General features: G+C 49.7%; 20 protein-coding genes. 2 read left to right on the forward strand and 18 right to left on the reverse strand.

Features of this window, described 5'->3' with window-relative positions:
* Nucleotides 1–18: 18 nt before the first annotated feature.
* The gene (guaB, locus tag AAC007_RS04315; protein WP_339674796.1) at nt 19–1,485 is read right to left on the reverse strand and encodes an IMP dehydrogenase; all 1,467 of its coding nucleotides are present in this window, start codon (nt 1,483–1,485) and stop codon (nt 19–21) included.
* A gap of 109 nt (nt 1,486–1,594) precedes the next feature.
* Here guaB and xseA point away from each other — a divergent pair, with 109 nt between their 5' ends.
* On the forward strand, nt 1,595–2,938 hold the full coding sequence (xseA, locus tag AAC007_RS04320; protein ID WP_339674799.1) for an exodeoxyribonuclease VII large subunit: 1,344 nt from the start codon (nt 1,595–1,597) through the stop codon (nt 2,936–2,938).
* Between the two features lie 33 nt (nt 2,939–2,971).
* On the opposite strand, the gene AAC007_RS04325 is transcribed toward xseA, so the two are convergent.
* On the reverse strand, nt 2,972–3,559 hold the full coding sequence (locus AAC007_RS04325) for a TetR/AcrR family transcriptional regulator (protein WP_295871481.1): 588 nt from the start codon (nt 3,557–3,559) through the stop codon (nt 2,972–2,974).
* Nucleotides 3,560–3,708: 149 nt separating this feature from the next.
* On the opposite strand from AAC007_RS04325, the gene AAC007_RS04330 reads away from it, so the two are divergent.
* Nucleotides 3,709–5,004 (forward strand): outer membrane protein transport protein, encoded by a 1,296-nt coding sequence (locus tag AAC007_RS04330; protein ID WP_339674803.1) that lies wholly within the window; start codon nt 3,709–3,711, stop codon nt 5,002–5,004.
* Between the two features lie 36 nt (nt 5,005–5,040).
* Here AAC007_RS04330 and AAC007_RS04335 read toward each other — a convergent pair whose 3' ends face one another.
* From AAC007_RS04335 to rpsP, 16 genes are all read right to left on the reverse strand, one after another.
* Nucleotides 5,041–5,694: a Crp/Fnr family transcriptional regulator gene (locus tag AAC007_RS04335; RefSeq protein WP_295871477.1), complete on the reverse strand. Its 654-nt coding sequence runs from the start codon at nt 5,692–5,694 to the stop codon at nt 5,041–5,043.
* Nucleotides 5,695–5,851: 157 nt separating this feature from the next.
* Complete coding sequence (gene lysS / locus AAC007_RS04340) at nt 5,852–7,348, reverse strand: lysine--tRNA ligase (RefSeq protein ID WP_339674806.1); 1,497 nt, start codon at nt 7,346–7,348, stop codon at nt 5,852–5,854.
* Nucleotides 7,349–7,511: 163 nt separating this feature from the next.
* Nucleotides 7,512–8,610, reverse strand: a protein-coding gene (gene prfB / locus AAC007_RS04345; RefSeq protein ID WP_296435840.1) for a peptide chain release factor 2 whose coding sequence is annotated in 2 segments (ribosomal slippage) — nt 7,512–8,534 and nt 8,536–8,610 — 1,098 coding nt in all. Because the reading frame shifts where the segments join, the coding sequence is not laid out codon by codon here.
* A 125-nt stretch (nt 8,611–8,735) separates the two neighbouring features.
* Nucleotides 8,736–10,508 carry a single-stranded-DNA-specific exonuclease RecJ gene (gene recJ, locus AAC007_RS04350; protein WP_296435839.1) on the reverse strand — a complete coding sequence of 591 codons (1,773 nt, stop codon included), beginning with the start codon at nt 10,506–10,508 and terminating at the stop codon, nt 8,736–8,738.
* Nucleotides 10,471–11,868, reverse strand: a complete 1,398-nt coding sequence (gene thrC, locus AAC007_RS04355) for a threonine synthase (RefSeq protein WP_296435838.1) — start codon at nt 11,866–11,868, stop codon at nt 10,471–10,473. Before thrC ends, recJ begins: the two co-directional genes overlap by 38 nt.
* Nucleotides 11,869–11,999: 131 nt before the next feature.
* Nucleotides 12,000–13,307 carry a homoserine dehydrogenase gene (locus AAC007_RS04360; protein WP_296435837.1) on the reverse strand — a complete coding sequence of 436 codons (1,308 nt, stop codon included), beginning with the start codon at nt 13,305–13,307 and terminating at the stop codon, nt 12,000–12,002.
* A 262-nt stretch (nt 13,308–13,569) separates the two neighbouring features.
* Entirely contained in the window at nt 13,570–14,553 is a 984-nt protein-coding gene (locus AAC007_RS04365; protein ID WP_296435836.1) for a nitronate monooxygenase family protein, read from the reverse strand.
* Between the two features lie 27 nt (nt 14,554–14,580).
* Nucleotides 14,581–15,816: an acetyl-CoA C-acetyltransferase gene (locus tag AAC007_RS04370; RefSeq protein WP_296435842.1), complete on the reverse strand. Its 1,236-nt coding sequence runs from the start codon at nt 15,814–15,816 to the stop codon at nt 14,581–14,583.
* A 32-nt stretch (nt 15,817–15,848) separates the two neighbouring features.
* A complete protein-coding gene (locus tag AAC007_RS04375; protein WP_219041786.1) occupies nt 15,849–16,613 on the reverse strand; it encodes a crotonase/enoyl-CoA hydratase family protein in 765 nt (254 codons plus the stop codon).
* Nucleotides 16,614–16,667: 54 nt separating this feature from the next.
* The gene (locus AAC007_RS04380) at nt 16,668–17,450 is read right to left on the reverse strand and encodes an enoyl-CoA hydratase-related protein (protein WP_295871457.1); all 783 of its coding nucleotides are present in this window, start codon (nt 17,448–17,450) and stop codon (nt 16,668–16,670) included.
* A 64-nt stretch (nt 17,451–17,514) separates the two neighbouring features.
* A complete protein-coding gene (locus tag AAC007_RS04385; RefSeq protein ID WP_295871456.1) occupies nt 17,515–18,288 on the reverse strand; it encodes an SDR family NAD(P)-dependent oxidoreductase in 774 nt (257 codons plus the stop codon).
* Between the two features lie 495 nt (nt 18,289–18,783).
* The gene (locus AAC007_RS04390; protein ID WP_296435835.1) at nt 18,784–19,551 is read right to left on the reverse strand and encodes a DsbC family protein; all 768 of its coding nucleotides are present in this window, start codon (nt 19,549–19,551) and stop codon (nt 18,784–18,786) included.
* A gap of 286 nt (nt 19,552–19,837) precedes the next feature.
* A complete protein-coding gene (gene rplS, locus AAC007_RS04395) occupies nt 19,838–20,200 on the reverse strand; it encodes a 50S ribosomal protein L19 (RefSeq protein WP_219041791.1) in 363 nt (120 codons plus the stop codon).
* Nucleotides 20,201–20,248: 48 nt separating this feature from the next.
* Complete coding sequence (trmD, locus tag AAC007_RS04400) at nt 20,249–20,989, reverse strand: tRNA (guanosine(37)-N1)-methyltransferase TrmD (RefSeq protein WP_296435834.1); 741 nt, start codon at nt 20,987–20,989, stop codon at nt 20,249–20,251.
* A 26-nt stretch (nt 20,990–21,015) separates the two neighbouring features.
* Nucleotides 21,016–21,561, reverse strand: coding sequence for a ribosome maturation factor RimM (gene rimM / locus AAC007_RS04405; RefSeq protein WP_296435833.1), 546 nt, complete (start codon nt 21,559–21,561; stop codon nt 21,016–21,018).
* On the reverse strand, nt 21,562–21,810 hold the full coding sequence (gene rpsP, locus AAC007_RS04410; protein ID WP_295871444.1) for a 30S ribosomal protein S16: 249 nt from the start codon (nt 21,808–21,810) through the stop codon (nt 21,562–21,564).
* Between the last annotated feature and the right edge of the window lie 85 nt (nt 21,811–21,895).

Raw genomic sequence — 21,895 nt, forward strand, 5'->3', positions numbered from 1 at the left:
CACACAAAAACATGTCGACTAGGTCGGATAGTTCGGTGCTTCTTTGGTGATGCTCACGTCGTGAACATGACTTTCATTCATACCGGCAGATGTCACGCGCACAAACTCAGGAACGGAACGCATGGCTTCCATATCAAGACTGCCTGTGTAACCCATCGCAGAGCGCAAACCGCCCATTAGCTGGTGGACAATCGCTGACAGCGGGCCTTTATAAGCGACCCGCCCTTCAATACCCTCTGGCACCAACTTCTCAGCACCGTCATCTGCACTTTGGAAGTAACGATCACTAGAGCCCTGGGTTTTGGTCATTGCACCTAGAGAACCCATGCCGCGATATGACTTATAAGTCCGGCCTTGGAAAAGCTCAACCTCACCTGGCGCTTCTTCAGTACCGGCAAACATTGACCCCATCATAATCGCGCTAGCACCAGCGACCACCGCTTTAGACAGATCGCCAGAGAAACGAATACCACCATCGGCAATAAGCGGAACTCCTGTACCTTTTAAAGCCTCAGCGACATTGGCAATCGCGCTTATCTGCGGAACACCCACACCGGTTACAATTCGAGTGGTACAAATCGAGCCTGGGCCGATACCCACTTTCACCGCATCGGCACCCGCCTCAATCAAGGCAAGCGCAGCGGCACCGGTAGCGATATTGCCGCCAATGACATCAACTTGCGGGTACTTTTCTTTAATCCAGCGCACGCGATTTAACACATTCATCGAATGGCCGTGAGCGGTATCAACCACCAACACGTCTACACCGGCGGCAACTAAGGCGGCAACTCGGTCATCCGTATCCGCACTGGTACCAACTGAAGCACCTACACGCAATTGACCAGCACTATCTTTACAAGCAAACGGATAGGTTTGCGCATTGTTCATGTCTTTTACTGTGATCATGCCGGTAAGTTTGAAATCGTCGTTGACCACCAAGACTTTCTCTATGCGATGACGATGCAGCAACTCACGCGCTACCGCCATATCAACGCCTTCCTTTACCGTGACCAACTTTTCTTTCGGGGTCATCATGCTGGATACAGGGACATCCAGCTCTTCCTGAAAACGCACGTCGCGGCTGGTAACAATCCCAACGAGCTCGCCCTTATCTAAAACCGGTACGCCAGAAATTTTGTGGCGGCGACGCAGTTCAAACAATTCACTGAGTGGAGCACTGGCCTCAATGGTGATCGGATCTTTAACAATACCGCTTTCATGCTTTTTAACCGCGCGCACTTCTTGAGCCTGTTGCTCGACAGTCATGCTTTTATGGATAATGCCGATGCCACCCTCTTGGGCCAATGCAATCGCCAAGGCACTTTCGGTAACCGTGTCCATCGCGGCCGAAACCAGGGGTATATTCAGAGAAATATTGCGAGTCAGCTGAGTCTTTAAGCTAACGTCTTTGGCGGTTACTTCAGAGTAACCAGGGAGTAGAAGTACATCATCAAAGGTGAGAGCTTCTTGGGCAATGCGTAACATATTTTGATTCCGGTGCCGGTGGCTAGAATCCTCGCAATTTTAATTGATGGGCGTCTCTGAGTAAACCGATACTTCGCGATCAAATCCCATATCTTGGTATAATGCGTCAATGACTACACAAGAACCGCCACAAACCCTAAGCGTCAGCCAATTAAACGGCTTGGCAAAACAATTGCTCGAAGACTGCTTTGCTCAGGTCAATGTCACCGGTGAGTTGTCTACCCTATCCCGCCCTAGCTCCGGGCACTGGTACTTCACCCTTAAAGATGACCGCGCCCAAATTCGCTGCGCCTTTTTTAAGGGCAAGAATATGCGAGTTAACTTTAGTCCCGAGCCAGGTAAGCAAGTGAGTGTGCGCGGCAAAGTCAGTCTCTACGAGGGCCGCGGCGACTACCAGCTGATTGTCGACAGCATGCAGCCCGCTGGCGCAGGCGCCTTAGCACAAGCCTTTGAGAAATTAAAACAAGAGTTGCTTGCTGCTGGCTGGTTCGATACCGAAACAAAAAAGCCACTTCCCGACACTATTCGCCATATCGCCGTAGTGACATCACCGACCGGCGCCGCCATTCACGACATTCTGTCGGTACTACAGCGACGCTGGCCCAGCATGCAAATCAGCGTACTACCGGTACTTGTGCAAGGTGAGCACGCCGCCAAGCAAATTGCCAACGCCATACTACAAGCCAATATCTGGCAAAGTCAGGGCCGCAAAGACTTTGACGTTATCCTGGTATCTCGCGGTGGCGGATCGCTGGAGGATCTATGGCCCTTCAATGAGCGCATCGTTGCTGAGGCTATTCACAACTCCGCTCTCCCTGTGGTGAGCGCAGTCGGCCATGAAGTAGATTTTAGTATCAGTGACTTTGTTGCCGACATTCGCGCGGCAACCCCGTCTGCGGCTGCCGAATTACTCAGCCCAGATCAAAGTGAATTGGTGTCGAAACTACATTTACTCAAAGGCCGACTAGCCAATAGCCAACTTCGCAGAATAAACCGCTGGCGAGAACAACTGCTATCGCTAAGCCGGCGCGTACGCGATCCCCGCAGCCAATTGCGAGAGCAAAGTCAGCGCTTAGACGATTTAGAGATTCGCCTTCAGCGCCAGTGGCAGCAAGCCCAGCGCCAGCGCAAACAGCGCCTGATAGCAGTAAATCAACAACTCGCTCTGCTAAATCCAGAGCGGCAGTTAAAGACCAAGCAGAAAGAGCTCAGTACGTTGCGTGAAAGGCTACAACACGCCATGAATCAGCAGCTTAAACAGCCCCGAGTCGCATTAAAAAATATGGAACAACAACTTAAAGCTCTCGGACCTGAGCAAACTCTCAATCGAGGCTATGCCATTGTACAAAATGCGAGTGGCACAATTATTCGGGACAGCAAGCAGCTCGCTCAAGGCCAGCTACTAAGTGTGAAATTTCACCATGGTGACGCCAAACTCCGCGTTGAACCTTAAAAGCCAGCCTCAGGGATATAGGACAATATTTATTTAAACCGCCAAAATACGCCGAAAATGCTGTAATAAAGCGGCATGGACTGACAATGAGGGGCTATCAGGGCTCAGTACATCGACGACATTCTTGAGATCTTCGCTGAGAATCGCGTTGCAATAAAACGAATAGGCGTAATCACTGGCGTTCAGATCTGGCCTATACGCTGACACCAAGTCGACGGTATGTTTAAACGGCAGATTTAATGCTTTTTCTGCAATCTCGCGGGTATTCTTTCCAGTCTCCTCGGTTAATACTCTGAGTATTAATCTACTTAATACCGGCTTTTCATTTAGGCGATCTAGAAATTTGGCCAAAAAAGAGAACAACGCCTCTTCCTCAGATTGATCTACTTCGGGGGCATCAATTAAACCAGCCAGAGCCTGCTCAAGGTAATGCGCGGCACTCTGTACATATATATCCTCTTTAGAGGGAAAATGATCATATAGGGCGCCTTTCGTCAGCTTCGCAGCTTTGGCCAATGAGTCCATACTCACGCCATTAAAACCGTGTTTAGCAAATTGATGCGCGCTGGACAATAAAATAACGGCGCGAGTACGCTCCCGCTTCCCCAAACCTTCTGCCATAAGCCCTCCCGCCGATTAGATCCACTTCATAAGACAATGTGAACATAACACTCAGAACACATACCCACTTTTCGATAAGAATATACCAAGCAGTATGTTTTTTGATAACATACCGTTTAGTATATTAAATACTAAATATTGGATTTGCCATGATCACTCAGTTAAAAGGCGACCTACGCCATAACAACCTACTATTGGTACTTTGCCTATTAGCGAGCTTTAGCGTTACTGCGAACGCAGGGGTCGCAATTATGCCTATTGGCTATGGTGCCAAATCCATAGGCATGCTCGGCACTGACATGGCATTTTCAGACAATTCACTCAGTATCAATAACAACCCAGCAGGCCTGACAAAAATTGGAGGCCAGGCCCTGTATATGGCCCTTGAGCCACACCTATTAACCGGTCTGAACTACCGAGACTCACTAGGCAACTCCCAGGACTCTCGACTCGACAACATGCTCTTAGTGAGCTTAGGTTGGTCAAAACCACTCGAAAGCTCGCCCAATATCACCATTGGTCTTGGTTTATTCGCGCAAGGCGGGGTCGGATATGACTATCAAAAATTGGAGACCACTTATGGTAACCGCGATGAGTTATCTGCAAAGTTTGGGGTTTTTCGATTTGCACCCGTAGTCGCATGGCAGGCTAGTGATAAGCTTCGTATTGGTTTAAGCGCATCGATAAATTATGCCGAAGCCGAGCAAAACATCTTGCCGAACACCTCGGATCTTGCCACTGGCTTTTATGGTCTCGCTCTATGGGACGCCAGCGGCACGAGCTTTTCTTGGCGAGGCGGTGTGCAGTATGCCATCAGTGACACGTTGCACATCGGCTTAGCGTATGGTCACAGCACGGAATTAAACCTTGAGAATGGTAAGGCCAGCGTTAACTTCGAGTCGACCGGCATCGGCCGCGTTAATTATCAGTCCGCTGCAATACAAGGCTTATCACTTCCAAAAGAAATTGGCATTGGTTTTGGCTGGAAAATTAGCCCCAAGCTCACCGTTGGCGCCGACATTAATTGGTATCAATGGAGTGAGGCACTAGGCAAAGTAACAACAACCCTTTCAGGACCAAACAAACTATTAGCACCACAGCAAATAGTTACGGTGAGTGATTTCGGCGGGCAGGACCAGTTTATGCAGTCAATTGGCCTTGAATATAAATATAGCGACAGCACGACAATTTACAGCGGTATAAACCATGTCGGTTACGCCGTTAAAAAAGGCGCGAGCAATCCGCTAAACAATCTTACCGCCAAATACCATCTTGGCGGTGGTATCGAACACCGACTTAATAAGCATTGGCAGACGAGCATTGTATTCATCGCCAACCCCGAGAACGCACGCAAATACGTCAACACCGATCTCCCTTTAGGGAGCGAAGCTGAAGTCGGTTTCAGCAGTTATCAATTTGTCTTAGAGTTAAATTATCATTGGTAAGAAGCGATATAATCACTTTTTACCAAAAGCGCCGATTTAATAACTTTCTGGCAGCTTGCGTTTAATAATAATATGGCGACCGTCAACATCAATATATTCACCGATGGTAAGGTCTTTCAAAATACGCGCTACCATTTCCCGCGATGAACCGACCCGATCGGCAATTTCTTGCTGAGTGAGTTTTTCATCGATACGCATACTGCCATCTTCTTCTGCTGGTAGCGCCAAACTAGTCAGCACTTTTACTACGCGACCATAAACGTCTTGCAGCGCCAAGCTCTTAACATCGTTTGTTAACTTGCGAATTCGACGGGTAAGATTTTTATTTAAAATGCGTGTGATATTTGGATGTAGATCCAAAATCGCTTTGAAATCTTCTTTATAGATAATGCGAACTTTGCTGGCTTCCATCGCCCGCACCGAGGCCGAACGCTTATCGTCATCAAGCAAAGCAAGCTCGCCAAAATAGTCACCGTGCTCAAGAATATTCAGTACAAAGTCTTTACCACCTTTGTCACTGCAATAGACTTTAACTCGACCAGATTCGACCACATAAAGTGAATCGGCAACGTCGCCTTCGTGTATTAATACGGTATTTTTTGCAAATTCACGAACCACACTGGTATCGCGTAAAATCTGAATTTCTTCCGGCATCAGACCGTCAAATAAATCGACGTTTTCGATACTCATTTCCACATTCCCCAAGGACGATAAAACGTGGAGGTCACTATAGCATAGTTGCGTAAGCAGCTGTCTACACAGCTTTTATTCTTGACGTCAGAAGTCGGATGTCAGACGCGTGTAATGAGTTCTTTACACATCCGACGCCAGACCTCCGACCTCAGACTTACTCTGGCCGCATATGTGGGAACAACAATACATCTCTTATCGACGGCGCATCGGTGAACAGCATCACCAGACGATCAATACCTATGCCCTCGCCCGCTGTTGGCGGCAGGCCATATTCCAGTGCAGCGATAAAGTCGGCATCGTAATGCATGGCTTCGTCGTCACCGCTGTCTTTTTCAGCAACCTGTGCCATAAAGCGCTCAGCTTGATCTTCTGAATCGTTCAGCTCCGAAAAGCCGTTGGCAAGTTCACGGCCGCCCACAAAAAACTCAAAACGATCCGTCACAAACGGATTATCGTCGTTGCGACGCGCCAGCGGAGATACTTCGGTTGGGTATTCGGTAATGAAGGTCGGCTGATCGAGCTTGTGCTCAACAGTCTCTTCAAAAATTTCGATCTGAATCTTACCCAGACCCCAGCTGTCTTTCACATCGACGCCGAGTTTTTTTGCAATGACTGTAGCTTGGGCCATATCAGACAATTGCGCTGCGCTGATATCTGTATTGTATTGCAGTACCGAATCGAAAACCGAGAGACGGGTAAACGGTTTGGCAAAGTCGTACTCGCTGCCCTGGTAATTTATGGTGGTAGTACCCAGCACTTCCTGCGCGGTGTTGCGCAACATGGCCTCGGTCAAATCCATCATATCTTTGTAGTCAGCATAGGCTTGGTAGAATTCGATCATGGTGAATTCTGGGTTATGTCGTGTTGATAAGCCTTCGTTGCGGAAGTTACGGTTAATCTCAAAGACCCGCTCAATACCACCGACGACCAAACGCTTTAAATACAATTCTGGAGCGATACGCAAATACATATCCATGCTCAGGGCATTGTGATGCGTCACAAAGGGTTTCGCGCTGGCGCCACCTGGAATGACCTGCATCATTGGCGTTTCTACCTCGACGAAATCACGCTGCTGTAAGAAGTTGCGAATCGAGCTGATCATTTTTGAGCGAATCGCAAAGGTGCGGCGCGAAGACTCATTCATGATGAGGTCGACATAACGCTGACGATAGCGAATTTCTTGATCTTGCAGGCCGTGGAATTTATCAGGCAAAGGCCGCAGGGATTTGGTCAGCAGCGAGGTTTCTTTCATGTAAACGTACAGGTCGCCCTTTCCTGACTTATGAACCGGACCGCTAGCAGAAATAATATCGCCGATATCCCAAGTTTTGATTTCGTCTGCTAATTCTTCTGGAAACTGCTTTTTATCCACATAGACCTGAATACGCCCAGTCATGTCTTGCAGCACCATAAACGGCCCGCGCTTAGCCATAATGCGACCGGCGATGCTGGCTTGACGATCTAAAGTCTCTAACTCTTCTTTGCCCTTTTCGCCCAACTCGACCTGCAGACGGTCGGCGTAATCTTCACGACGAAAGGTATTAGGAAAGGCATTGCGCTTTTCGCGAATCGCACTTAATTTAGCGCGACGCTCAGCGATAAGGCGGTTCTCTTCCTGGGCATTTTCAATTTCGTTGTGATTCTCAGACATTTTTAGTTCCTGGGTCGGGCGTCGGAGGTCTGACGTCGGACGTATTAAAAGCAGCGCACTGCTTATTTGTATTTGAAAATTAAGGCACCAAGTTCGGCACTTTACTTAAAACGCGTACGAATTTCTCGTCAGACGCCAGACTTCGGACACCCGACTCGGCCTGTTAAAGGCCGAACTTCAAGCTTGCTTCAATAAACTGATCTAAATCGCCGTCTAGCACCGCACCGCAGTTACTGGTCTGCACATTAGTGCGCAAGTCTTTAATGCGTTGGTCGTCTAAGACATAGGAGCGAATCTGGCTGCCCCAGCCGATATCCGATTTACTGTCTTCCAGTTCCTGCGCCGCGCTGTTGCGCTTCTGCATTTCCAACTCGTAAAGTTTTGCTTTCAACATTTTCCAGGCGCTGTCGCGGTTCTGATGCTGCGAGCGCTGGTTTTGGCACTGAACTACGATGTTAGTGGGAACATGAGTTAAACGCACCGCCGAATCGGTTTTGTTGATGTGCTGACCACCTGCCCCGCTAGCGCGGTAGGTATCGGTGCGCACATCCGACGGATTAATATCTATTTCGATGTCATCATCAATCTCTGGTGAAATAAACACCGAACAAAACGAGGTGTGGCGACGATTGCCTGAATCGAAAGGAGACTTACGCACTAGGCGGTGAACGCCGGTTTCGGTGCGCAGCCACCCAAAGGCATACTCCCCTTGAATATGGATGGTCGCGCTTTTAATTCCCGCCACTTCACCATCGGACAATTCAACCAACTCCGCTTTAAAACCGCGGCTTTCGCACCAACGCAAATACATGCGCAAAACCATATTGGCCCAATCCTGTGCTTCGGTACCGCCGGAGCCAGATTGAATATCCAAATAGCAGTTATTGGGATCCATCTCGCCAGAAAACATACGGCGGAATTCTAATGTCGCTAATGAGGTTTCCAAGCGGTCGACATCAGCCTGCATACCGCTAATGGTATCGTCGTCGCCCTCTTCTACTGCCATATCCAGCAGCTCGCTGCAATCTGCGACGCCACTATCTAACTCGTCAATGGTCTCAACTACTGCCTCTAAAGACGCTCGCTCGCGACCTAAGTCTTGGGCACGCTTTGGGTCATCCCACACTTTTGGGTCACCCAGTTCTAGCTCAACTTCCGTTAAACGTTCTTTCTTGTTGGCGTAGTCAAAGGTACCCCCGAAGCACGTCGGTTCTTTCGCCCATGCTTTTAAGGGATTGGCGTATGGCGTTTACTTCTAACATTAAGCAATATCCGGTCAGACGTGGAAAAGGCGGGCATTTTACCTGATGCGAGGCACTGAGCAAAGCGTAGCTATGAATCAGACGAGGCTACAAAGAGCGGGCGTAATTAGATGACCCTAAAAGTCCTACAATACCACCCGCAGATGGTCGACCAATAATTGCACCGATAGGCGCTCTCTGAACAAATTGCTATCCAGTTTGTACACCAACTCCACTTCGTCAGCCTGTTGATTCGGCCACTGCGCGGTATCAATATTGAAGGCGATTGCATCAATTATTTGCTGATCAGCACCGATTGGAGATAACACCATCTTCAAATGGCGTTCACCCACAATACGCTGCTGGACAAGGCGAAACCTGCCGTGGAACTTAGGCTCCGGAAAGTTTTGCCCCCACGGTCCAGCGCTGCGCAATAACTCGGCGTGCTCAATGGAAAAATCCGCTGGCAGTAACTCGCCATCGCTATGCACGGCGGCGGTGAGTTGCTCTTCGTTTGTCAGCTCCGCCACAATCGCGTCAAAGGCGATTTCAAATCGCGAGTAATCTGCCTTAGCCAAACTCAAGCCGGCGGCCATGGCGTGGCCACCAAACTTATTCAGTAGGCCCGGGTTTCTCTTGGCTAAAAGGTCTAAGGCATCTCGTAAATGCAGGCCGGGAATGGAGCGCGCAGAGCCCTTCATTTCCTCGTCATCTGCGTCTGCAAACGCGATAACCGGCCGATGGTATCTGTCTTTAATCCGCGAAGCCAAAATACCGACCACGCCCTGATGCCAAGTGGGGTCGTAGAGGCAAATGCCATTGGGAATATGGCTGGCATCCAACTGCAAATGCGCCAACACCCGCATGGCGTCATCTTTCATGCTCTGCTCGATGGCCCGGCGCTCCCGGTTTAAATCGTCGAGTTCCGCCGCCAAGCTTTGCGCCACATCCTCGTCTTCGGTGAGCAGGCATCGAATCCCCAAGCTAATATCGTCCAAGCGGCCCGCCGCATTTAAGCGCGGACCAAGGGCAAACCCCATATCGGCAGCAACTAAGCGAGTGGCCTCTTTACCCGCAACGCGGAGCAAAGCCTTAATACCAGGACGGCAACGACCAGCGCGAATCCGCCGTAAGCCCTGTGTCACCAGCACTCTATTCGCCTGCTCAAGTGGCACCACATCCGCGACGGTACCTAGGGCAACCAAGTCTAATAACTCGGCCAAATTAGGCTCGGGGCGCTCATCAGAAAACCATGCCCGTTCACGCAATTCACTGCGCAAAGCCAGCAGCACATAAAACATCACCCCGACGCCGGCTAGCGATTTTGCCGGAAACGGGCAGCCATGCTGATTGGGATTAACAATTGCCGCCGCATCTGGCAGGGCATCGCCAGGTAAATGATGATCTGTCACCAAGACCGGAATGCCGAGCCTAGCCGCCGCCGCAACACCGTCAATACTGGAAATGCCATTGTCGACAGTAATAATTAAATCGGGTTGGCGCTCTGCGGCCACGGCTACAATTTCGGGTGTTAAGCCGTAACCATATTCAAAGCGATTGGGTACAAGGTAATCTACGTGGCCCGCACCTAAAGCGCGCAAGCCGAGCAGCCCAACACAGGTACTGGTGGCGCCGTCACAATCGAAATCACCCACGATCAACAGACGCTGATTGTTTTGTATTGCGTCGGCCAACAAAGTGCAGGCCTGCGGCAAGCCTTTCATATCAGGCTTGGGAAGTTGCTCTAAGCCCGTTTCAATTTGCTTGTCGCTGACTACGCCACGCGCACCGTAGAGTTTTTGCAGCAAAGGGGGAACCGCCGCAGAAAAATCTGTGGCGGCGGGTGTGCGCAAAATTATTTTAGGAAAATCAGACACCGACTCAGGCGCGGACGTTGGCAGCGATAAACGCGTGAACATCCCCAATTTTATTGTCGATAACTTCGTAGCGCTCATCCAAGTCGAACAAATCACTCATGTGATGTGGCAGTGCTGGCGCTGTCGGATAGCCCGCTTTCATAACCGCTTCAGGGAATTTCGCGGGATGCGCAGTCGCCAGGGTAATCATTGGCGTGTCCATATCGCGCCGACATTCGCGCGCCGCTTTCACACCAATAGCCGAATGTGGATCTAATAGATATTCACTAGCGTCGTAAATTGATGCGATTGTTTCAACCGTTTCTGCGTCGTCAACACCGTAGCTGTCAAACAAACCACGCACCTTAGCGAAAGCGCTGTCTGGAATAGATACTGTCTCGGTATTCATACGCTCCATTAAGTCCGCAATCGCAGCGCCGTCGCGGTCGTAGCAGTCAAACAGCATGCGCTCGAAATTACTGGACACCACGATATCCATGCTGGGCGACAGCGTGTGTTGCAGCTCATGTTTCTCAAATTTATTGCCGCTGATAAAACGGTGCAGAATATCGTTTTGGTTGGTGGCAACCACTAGCTGGTCTATCGGCAAGCCCATACGTTTAGCCAAATAGCCCGCGTAGATATCACCAAAATTACCTGTCGGCACAGAAAAACTCACCGAGCGATTGGGTGCGCCAACAGCGTAAGCCGCATAAAAATAGTAAACGATCTGCGCCATAATCCGCGCCCAGTTGATCGAGTTAACCGCAACCAGTTGGCGCCCTTCTGGCAGGAAACTTTGATCGGCAAAGCTGGCCTTAACCATCGCTTGGCAATGGTCGAAATGGCCGCGCACAGCGATATTATGGATATTATCACCCACCACCGTCGTCATCTGGCGGCGCTGCACTTCTGATACACGCTGGTAAGGGTGCAGAATGAAAATATCGATATTCGTGCAGCGCTTACAGCCTTGAATGGCAGCAGAACCGGTATCCCCAGAGGTCGCCCCCATAATCACCACTTTTTGCTGACGGCGCTCCAATACGTAGTCCAGCAAACGACCCAGCATCTGCAGTGCAAAATCTTTAAACGCCAAGGTTGGCCCTTGGAATAATTCGAGTACCCATTCATTGCGATCAAGCTGCACTAAAGGCGCTATCGCAGGGTGGCGAAAATCCACATAGGTGTCATCGATAATCGCTTTTAAATCATCGTCTGGAATACAGCCACCGATGAATGGCTGAATAATCTGGAAGGCCAAATCGGTATACGACAGCGACGACCACGCGGCAATCTGCTCTTTGCTGTATTCCGGTAAGGTTTCTGGCACATACAAGCCGCCGTCTGGTGCTAAACCAGTAAGCAAAACATCTTCAAAATTCAGGGCGGGCGCTTTGCCACGGGTGCTTATGTATTTCACTTAATTTTACTCATTGCTAATTGTTGTTTCAGTGCGCTCTTCAATTTTAACGCACGTGCAAAACCCAAAATCCGACGTTGGATGTCTGAGGTCGAACGCATCAGACGCCCGACTTCAGACGTCTGACCAGATCATCCTGCCAATGACTCCACGCGAATCCGGGTGACTTCGCCGACTATGCTCTCTAGCCCTTCTATCTGGGTGACCGCTGCTGATAGTTTGGCTTCTACTGTGCGGTTGGTCAGTATAATCATCGGTACCAGATTCGCGCCATCAGCGGGTTCTTTCTGGATTAAGGCTTCGATGCTGATACCGCCGTCACTCAAAATTTGCGCTACTTTCGACAACACACCGGGCTTATCGACCGCGGCCATACGCAGGTAATACGCGGTCTCTACCGCATCTATCGGTAGTATTGGATGCGTGCTCAGAGATGCAGTTTGGAAAGATAAGTACGGCACGCGATTACTCGGCTGCGCACTCAAGGTACGCGCCACATCAATAATATCCGCGACCACTGCTGATGCTGTCGGCTCACCGCCGGCACCGGCGCCGTAGTAAAGCGTTGGGCCAACCGCGTCAGACTGAACCAGTACCGCGTTCATCACGCCGTTTACATTGGCGATTAAACGCTTTTCAGGGATGAGTGTGGGGTGAACACGAAGCTCTATACCGTCGTTGGTATCGCGAGCAATACCGAGATGTTTAATACGGTAGCCAAGCTCTTCGGCGTAAATGACGTCTTCTTGGGCAATCCGGCTAATGCCTTCGGTAAATACTTTGTCAAACTGAAGTGGAATACCAAAGGCCAAGGACGCCAAAATTACTAGTTTATGAGCGGCATCGATCCCTTCTACGTCAAAAGTCGGGTCAGCCTCGGCGTAGCCAAGCGCCTGCGCCTCTGCCAACACATCGGCGAAATCACGGCCTTTTTCACGCATCTCAGACAGAATAAAGTTGCCAGTACCGTTAATGATACCCGCCAACCACTGAATTTTATTACCCGCTAAACCTTCGCGCAGCGCTTTAATAATCGGAATACCGCCGGCTACTGCTGCTTCAAATGCAACGGTCACGCCTTTCTCAGCAGCCGCTGCAAAAATTTCATTGCCGTGTTCAGCGATTAGGGCCTTGTTCGCAGTAACAACGTGCTTGCCATTGGCGATTGCGCGCAATACCAATTCTTTAGCAACCGTTGTACCGCCGATCAACTCAACGAGGATATCGATCTCTGGGTTATCAGCCACCGCAAATACATCGCGCTCGACGGCCACGCCACTCAAATCATATTTTGGATTATCGCGACGCGAACCAACCTGCGTCACCACAATATCTGCGCCCACTCGTGCCGCAATTTCTGTCGCGTTACGAGCCAATACCGCAAATGTGCCGCCACCGACGGTTCCTAAACCACATATTCCTACTTTGACCGAATCCACCACTGCTCCTTAAACGTCAGGTAAACCATTGGGTGCGTCGCTCTTGCTTACTCACGCAGATACACGTGGAAGCACCAGAGTATTTTGTACCCGAAAGGTGTGCATTTTAGTCAAGGTAAGGCGCTAAGGCTATGGGCTGTCGCAATTCAAGGCAGTTTATTCAGCCGCATCACCGCTGTGAGGTCAAAATATCCCCCAGATAGCAAAACAGCCACATGAAATGCAGCTGTTTTGCTAAAGGAGTTCCGTATGAAGAAGAGCGTCAATCTTCCCCGCACAAACTCATGAGACGTCGGCTAATAATCGCTTCTGCCTCGCTTACCATGCGGTCTAACAGAACTTGGCAGCTTGGGATATCATTGATCAAACCAATGACCATACCGGCCGTCCAAACACCGCCGTCGACGTCGCCGCCTTCCAACACATTTTCGCGACCGCGTGCGCCCGCTACTAAAGGCTGAATATCGGCGAAGTCGGTTTTGCCGTCGCGCCCTTCTATCTCGACCACTTGCTTGGCAATCGCATTGCGAAAAACCCGCGCGGTATTGTTAAGACTGCGGAAAATCAATGCGGTTTGACGCTCATCGGCATCGACCATCGCCTGCTTAATATTGTCATGAACCGGCGCTTCTTTGGTCGCGACAAAACGTGTGCCCATATTGATGCCTTCCGCACCCAGCGCCAGAGCAGCAACGAGACCCTGTGCATCGCCAATACCGCCGGAGGCGATCATGGGAATACTCAGTTTTGCTGCCGCCGCAGGCAGCAGAATCATATTGGTGACATCGTCTTCACCAGGGTGTCCCGCGCACTCAAAACCGTCAACACTAACCGCATCACAACCAATTCGCTCGGCTTTAAGGGCGTGACGAACGGAGGTGCATTTGTGAATAACCCGCACACCATTGGCTTTAAATAGCGGCATAAAGTCCTCTGGGCTACGCCCAGCGGTTTCCACTATTTTAACGCCACCCTGAATCGCGGCTTCAGCATATTCCATATAGGGAACGGGATTAATCGTCGGCAAAATAGTGAGGTTTACGCCAAAAGGTAAATCCGTCATTTCTTTACAGCGAAGGATTTCGCGGTACAGGTCTTCGGGAGTTGGCTGCGTTAGCGCAGTCAAAATTCCCAAGCCGCCCGCATTAGACACCGCCGAGGCTAGCTCGGCGCGTCCGACCCACTGCATACCGCCTTGAATAATGGGGTATTTAATCCCCAGCATCTCGGTAATACGAGTCCTCATTTGCTACATCCTATAATCTACAAGCAACTAGATACGCTCAATGATGATTGCAGGTGCCATACCGCCAGCGGCACACATGGTAACCAAACCGCGCTTAAGGCCTCGGCGCTCTAACTCGTCTAATACCGTGCCAATCAAGATTGCACCGGTAGCGCCGATAGGATGGCCAAGTGCCATTGCGCCGCCGTTGACGTTGACCTTGTCACGATCCAATTTCAGGTCGCGAATATACTTTTCAGCAACAACTGCAAAGGCTTCGTTGATTTCAAATAGGTCGATATCATCAACGGTTAAACCGGCTTTTTTGAGCACTTTCAACGTCGCTGGTACGGGTGCATTTAGCATAAGGGTTGGTGAGTCACCCATATTTGCCATAGCAACAATTTTCGCGCGCGGCTTGAGGCCATTTGCTTTTGCATATTCTGGCGACGTCAGCAAAATAGCCGCTGCACCATCAACCACACCGGAGGAGTTACCGCCATGGTGAACGTGGCTAATTTTTAGATCTGGGTAGACTTTATTCACTAGACCCGCGTAGGTAGTACCCGCCTCATCTAGTGGGTAATAAGCCAGCTCAGCAAAGGCGGGCTTAAGCTGCGACAAACCTTCTAATGTCGTGCTAGGACGCGGAAATTCTTCCTTGTCCAAAGCAAGCGTACCGTCTTCGCGGTATACGGGCACCAGGCTTTTGTCGAAGTGCCCGTTCTCTATAGCATGGGCAGCGCGTTGCTGACTGGTGAACGCTAGCTTATCCAAGTCTTCACGCGTAATACCTTCTAAGGTGGCAATCGCATCGCCACACACACCTTGGTGAGGCTGGGGATGAACCTCACGCAACACCATATTGCCGTTATCCAGGAACATAGACGGGTCGTTACCGTTCTGCCCGTAGTTCGACATCATTTCGGTGCCGCCCGCTATAACCACGTCCTCCATACCGGACATGATGGATGCAGCAGCAAGATTCACTACTGTGATACCAGAACCGCAGAAACGATCTAAGGTGACTGAGCTACTTTTCACGTCATAGCCAGCAGTCAACGCCGCCATACGGCCAAGGTCGCCGGACTGTTCGCCACGCTGTGAACTGGTACCCCAAATAATATCGTCAACATCGGCGGTATTTAATTTAGTGCGCTCAGCAAGTGCTTTTAGTACTGTTGCACCCAATTGTTGTGGGTGGATACCCGCCAATGAACCCTTGCCCACTTTACCAATACCACGGGGAGTGCGACAGGCGTCTATAATCCATGCTTCTTTCATCATTATTTCCTCGCTATAAGCCCTGCGGGCGATTAACAACCTTTCCAGTTTGGCGCGCGTTTTTCTGCAAATGCCGTCGCACCTTCAATGGCATCTTTACTACTAAAAACCGGATCAACTATTTTAGCTTGCTCTGGGAACATGTCGTTTTGCTGCCAGTCCTGCGAGTTGATAACAACCTGCTTACTCGCAATAACAGCCATGGGGCCATTGGCTGCAATGCTACGTGCAAAGGCTTTAGCACCTTCTAGTGCACCGCCGGCCTCAACAACTTTATTGACCAAACCTAAATCGTAGGCGCGTTGCGCGCTGATAAAATCGCCCGTTAAAGCCATTTCCATTGCTACGCGAGAAGGTATTTGACGCGGTAAACGCATCAGGCCACCCGCTGCTGCTGCCAATCCACGCTTAGCCTCAGGAATGCCAAATTTGGCATTATCCGCAACCACAATCAGGTCGCAGCAAATAGCCAACTCAAAACCGCCAGCCAAAGCAAAACCTTCGACCGCTGCAATTAATGGCTTCTTGGGGGGCTGCTCACACAAACCCGCGAATCCACGGCCTTTAATAATAGGCATTTCACCAGTAACAAAGGCTTTTAGATCCATACCGGCGCAAAATGTATTATCCGCACCGGTCAAAATCGCGGCGCGAATCTCATCATTGCTATCCAACTCTTCCATTGCCGCAGCGATGCCCTTGGCAACGGCGAGGTTCACAGAGTTTTTTGCTTTTGGACGATTGATGGTCACAATCATCACACCGTCTTCAACACTGACTAATACTTCATCACTCATCTTTCTATCCTCGTTTCAGCGCGGACGCTGTTATCAAAATAATTCTCAAAAAATTTATTCCCCGCGAAATACCGGCGGCCTTTTTTCAAAGAATGCTTGCATCGCCTCTTTTGCATCAGCCGTTTCAACACAAATTTTCTGCGCCTTTGCCTCACGCTTTACGGTTTCGTCATAACTATCATCCGCAGCTTGACGAAGTAGCTTTTTCATCTCACGCAACGCCACCGGCGCTCGCAGGGCAAGTTTTTCTGCCCACGTCATAGCGGTGTCAAGTACCTGATCTGCGGGAGCCAACTTATTAGCAATACCGGCATTGAGACAGATTGACGCGTCGATGCGGCCACCCTCAGCCATTAAAGCGTAACAGCGCTGGTACCCTAAATAGCGCAGCAACTGCCAACTCGCACCGCCATCCGGTACGAGTCCGACATTGCTAAATGCCATCATCAAATTACCGGTCTCAGCCATCACCAGAAGATCGCAACGCATTGCGATCGCCGCGCCAACACCCGCCATAACACCGGGAGATGCAGCAATAACAGTTTTATCCATTGCGCCGATTAATGACAGTATCGGCCCGTATTCATCAAGGATCTGATCTTCAACCGTTTGGCCTTCAAGAAACCCTTCAGCCAAATCCGCTCCCGATGAAAACCCCCGCCCATTGGCGCCGAGAACAACGACGCGAACATCACTATCTTGATTCGCGTGCTCAAGCGCGATTAGTAGCTCGCTACGCATCTGACGATTGAAGGCATTTAAGGAATCCGGACGATTCAAATGGATTGCCGCGACCATACCGACTTTTTTATATTCAAGACATTGGTAGTCTGACATAGCAGCTCCTTTCTTTGGCGTCGCGCAATCGCTACGACGCCATATTTGGCTTGGTTAAGCGCAATTAGCGAGGCTGCATACGAATGGCACCATCCAAGCGGATAGATTCGCCGTTCATATATTCGTTTTCAGCAATCATGACTGACAGGTGAGCGATCTCATCTGGGCGACCCAGACGCTGAGGATTAACCACGCTGTTTTCCAAGGATTTGTAGGCGGCTTCTGGAATAGTTTCAAACAGCGGCGTGTGAATTAAGCCAGGTACGATCGTATTGACACGAATACCGTAAGAAGCCAAATCGCGCGCCATTGGCAACGTCATTCCGACAACACCGCCTTTTGAAGCACTGTAGGCAACTTGGCCAACTTGACCTTCATAAGCAGCAACCGATGCGGTGTTGATAATAACACCACGCGCATTGGCGCCATCGTAGGGCTCGTTTTTCGCCATTTGCTCGGCGACTAGACGCGCAACATTGAAAGTGCCAATTAAATTCACATTGATAACGGCTTTATACGCGTCGAGTGGGAATGCGCCGTTTTTGCTCAAGGTTTTAGCCGCACTGCCGATACCCGCGTAGTTATTGCAGATATGGATTGCACCAAACTTTGCCATGACTTCGGCGATGGCAGTCGACACCGAGTCTTCATCCGCGACATTAACATTGTGGAAGCTAACCTTATCCGCACCCAGCTCGGCAACGATGGCGTTGCCACGGTCGGCGTTCATATCAAAAATAGCGACCTTGCCGCCTTTCGCAACATAAGCGCGCACAGTGCCTTCACCTAAACCTGAAGCACCACCGGTGACAACTGCTACTTTTCCATTAATATCCATACGTTTTCTCCTACTTTTAAGGTGAGTTAAAATTTAGCGCCTTTCAAAAATTGAACGCGCGATGATTTATTTCATTATTTCTAATGTACCGGCCAATTTTCGGCCGATACAGGCGTTAGCTTAGAGATTACAAATTTCGTATTCCTGCATATAACTCGCACCGCCGCATAGCTGCACACCTTCATCCACCATGCGACCTTACAGCTCAGAACAATATAGCTTAGCCTTGGATGCAAAATCTGTCGTCAGACGCCCATTATTGTGTTGAGTGACACACTGATCGATAAATGCCAAGCCGCCCACGACACAAATTAGAGACGAGCACATTAAAATCAGGAGGGCTATTCTGGAACAAAGAGATGAGGTGTAACCATGTCGATTAGCAACAAAAAAAATGACATTTGGTTACAAAGTTGGAGCGAAGAAAAAAGCAGAATGAAAATCGGCGCATAAAAAAGGAGCTAATCGCTCCCTTTTTACGCTATTTGCTAGCAATTAATTCAGTATCATCGGACCCAACTGCTGAGCAGTTTTGTAGCCAGGAATCATACTGCCGTCTTCCAGCACGATAGCTGGTGTTCCCGTTACCCCCATTTGAGCCCCCAGCTGATACTCTGCGGCAATGGGATTAGTACATTTTTTAGGATCAATTGCAGCGCCTACCTTTAGCGAATCCATCGCGGCTTTGCGGTCATCTGCACACCACGCTGACACCATTTTATCGTAAGTCGGCGTACCTAAACCCGCGCGAGGATAACCGAGGTAACGCACCTCTATGCCCATAGCATTTAATTGCGGCACTTCTTCATGAAGTTTGCGGCAGTACCCGCAATCCACGTCGGTAAAAACATAAATAGCGCCCTTGGTTTCACCTTTGGGGCTAAAAATAATCATATCTTCACGCTTAATTTGTGCAAGCAACTCCTTGCGAACCGGCTTAAGCTTTTTCTCAGCTACGCTTTCAATACCCGCCGCGCTGATTTCAAACATATCGCCGGCGATAAAATAACGGCCGTCCGCACTAGCGTAAACTGTAGGGCCGTTTTGCATGCTAACAACGTATAAACCAGGTATGCCACTGGCCTCTATTTGACTAATGACGATATCAGGTCGCGTTGCCTTAAAAGACGCACGAATTGCCGTGTCGGCAGCTTTATCAATCACGACCGACGCGGCGGCGTGACTGGATAACTGAAACAGCGCAGCACCAAAGGCCAGCATCAAGAAAACACGACGCACAATAACTCTCATGTAATTATTCAAACAACTTCTCCAGATTCTGCGAATATCGAACACCTCAATATGAACGATTTTATCGCTACAAGTTTCATCCACCCAAACACTATCAAACTTGTGTACCGCCTCAGGGAAGCTAGCGCGATCTTGCGGCGGGGACAGGCTAGAAAGTATGCGATGAAAATACAATCTACGCACTCGCTTTTTTTGCACTTATTCTGATTTACAATCTAACGCAGCGAGCGACTTAATTTGCTCGACAAGAAAACAAAAAAGGCAGCCAATGGCTGCCTTTTTTAGAACTATCAAAAACTTAGGCTTTTGCGCCCAACTTTTCTTTAATACGTGCTGCACGACCGCTCAGCTCACGCAAGTAGTAAAGTTTCGCTTGGCGCACGTCGCCGCGACGCTTAACTTCAATGCTGTCGATCAATGGGCTGTATGTCTGGAAAGTACGCTCTACACCGACACCGTGAGAAATTTTACGTACGGTGAAAGCAGAGTTCAGAGCACGGTTACGGATACCAATAACAACACCTTCAAAAGCCTGAAGACGCTCACGAGCACCCTCTTTCACTTTTACCTGAACGACAACGGTGTCACCGGGGCTGAATTCCGGCAGCTCTTTGGTGGCCTGCTCTGCTTCCAGTTCGGCAATAATTTTGTTGGTGCTCATGGCATGCTCCTAAATTCGAAAGTTTATAGCTTCACAGCTAGATGTCAGTTAATCGTCAAGCTCGCGGATAAATTCCGCCAGCAATGTATTTTGTTCGCTACTCAGCTCTACTTTTTGCAGTAGATCTCTGCGCCGCAACCAAGTTCGGCCCAACGACTGCTTCAGTCGCCAACGCCGTATCGCTTCGTGATTTCCACTTAACAACACGTCTGGCACCGCTCTATCTCGGTAATGCTCAGGCCGCGTGTAATGCGGACAATCTAACAATCCTTCGGCAAACGAGTCTTGCTCTGCCGACAAATGATGCCCCAACACACCTGGTAGCAAGCGACTTAAGCCGTCGATCATCACCATGGCAGCTAGCTCACCACCGCTTAGCACGTAATCACCTATCGACCACTCTTCGTCGACTTCGGCCTCGATTAGGCGCTCATCTACTCCTTCATACCGTCCAGCTAACAGCACCAGCGACGGCCTTTGTGCTAATTCGACCAAGCCCTGCTGATCTAGTGGACGCCCCTGAGGCGACAAATATATAACCGTCGCACCAGGCGCCACCGACGCTTTAGCGGCATGGATAGCCTGCTCTAGCGGGGCGGTCATCATTACCATTCCGGGACCACCGCCATAGGGCCGGTCATCCACCGTTTGATGACGATCAGTGGTGTAATCACGCGGATTACAACACGAAATATTCAACAAACCTTTCTGAACTGCGCGACCGGTTACGCCGTAATCGCTAACTGCAGCGAACATCTCGGGAAAAAGACTGACCACCGATATGTCCAAAACGTCGTCCCCTTAGCCCTTTTTAACTAGAACTCAGGATCCCAGTCCACCAATATCATCCCCGTATCTAGGTTGATATCTTTTATAAATTGCTCAGGTACATAAGGAATTAAACGCTCCTTATCATCCAGACTTCCCGTGCACTTCTGCACGACAAGAACATCATTTGCACCCGTTTCAAGTAGGTGGCTAACCTCACCAAGCAATACCGGCTCCGCCGATGAGTAAAGTGTTGCCACTTTCAAGCCTGTCAGTTGATGCCAGTAAAAATCATCACCTTCAAGCTTGGGCAGCAGCGCTTCTGCAACTGACAACTCAAGGCCGCAGTAGCTCGCAGCCACATCGCGATCATCAACCCCTTTCAAGTGGCCAATAATACCCTTGCCATGTGCTCGGCACTCATCAAACTCTGCACGCTGCCACTTCCCAGCCCTGCAGAAGTACATATCGCTATAATCAAAAAAATTACTTATGGGATCGGTGAATGAATGTATTTTCACCCATCCCTTTACCCCGTACACCGCAGAAATCTTAGCGATAACAACCCGATTTTCCGGGGTAAATGCTGTCATTTAAGCGGCAGCTGCTGCGTCTTTAAGCAGTTTTGCAACGCGATCAGACACTTGAGCACCTTGCGAAACCCAGTGGTCTACACGCGCATTGTCAACGCGTAAACGCTCTTCGTTACCGCGAGCAACTGGATTAAAGAAACCAACGCGCTCAATAAAACGACCGTCGCGTGAAGTGCGGCTGTCAGTAACTGTCAGATGATAAAATGGGCGCTTTTTAGAGCCGCCACGTGCCAAACGAATAGTGACCATTCTTGTTTCATTTCCTAGCATTTGGGCAGGTTTTCATACCTGCTTATCGAAAAATTCGAAGCGATTATATGACCGAAGCCATAAA

Origin of the sequence: uncultured Zhongshania sp. (genome assembly GCF_963975605.1) — a bacterium.
Taxonomy (GTDB): domain Bacteria; phylum Pseudomonadota; class Gammaproteobacteria; order Pseudomonadales; family Spongiibacteraceae; genus Spongiibacter; species Spongiibacter aquimaris.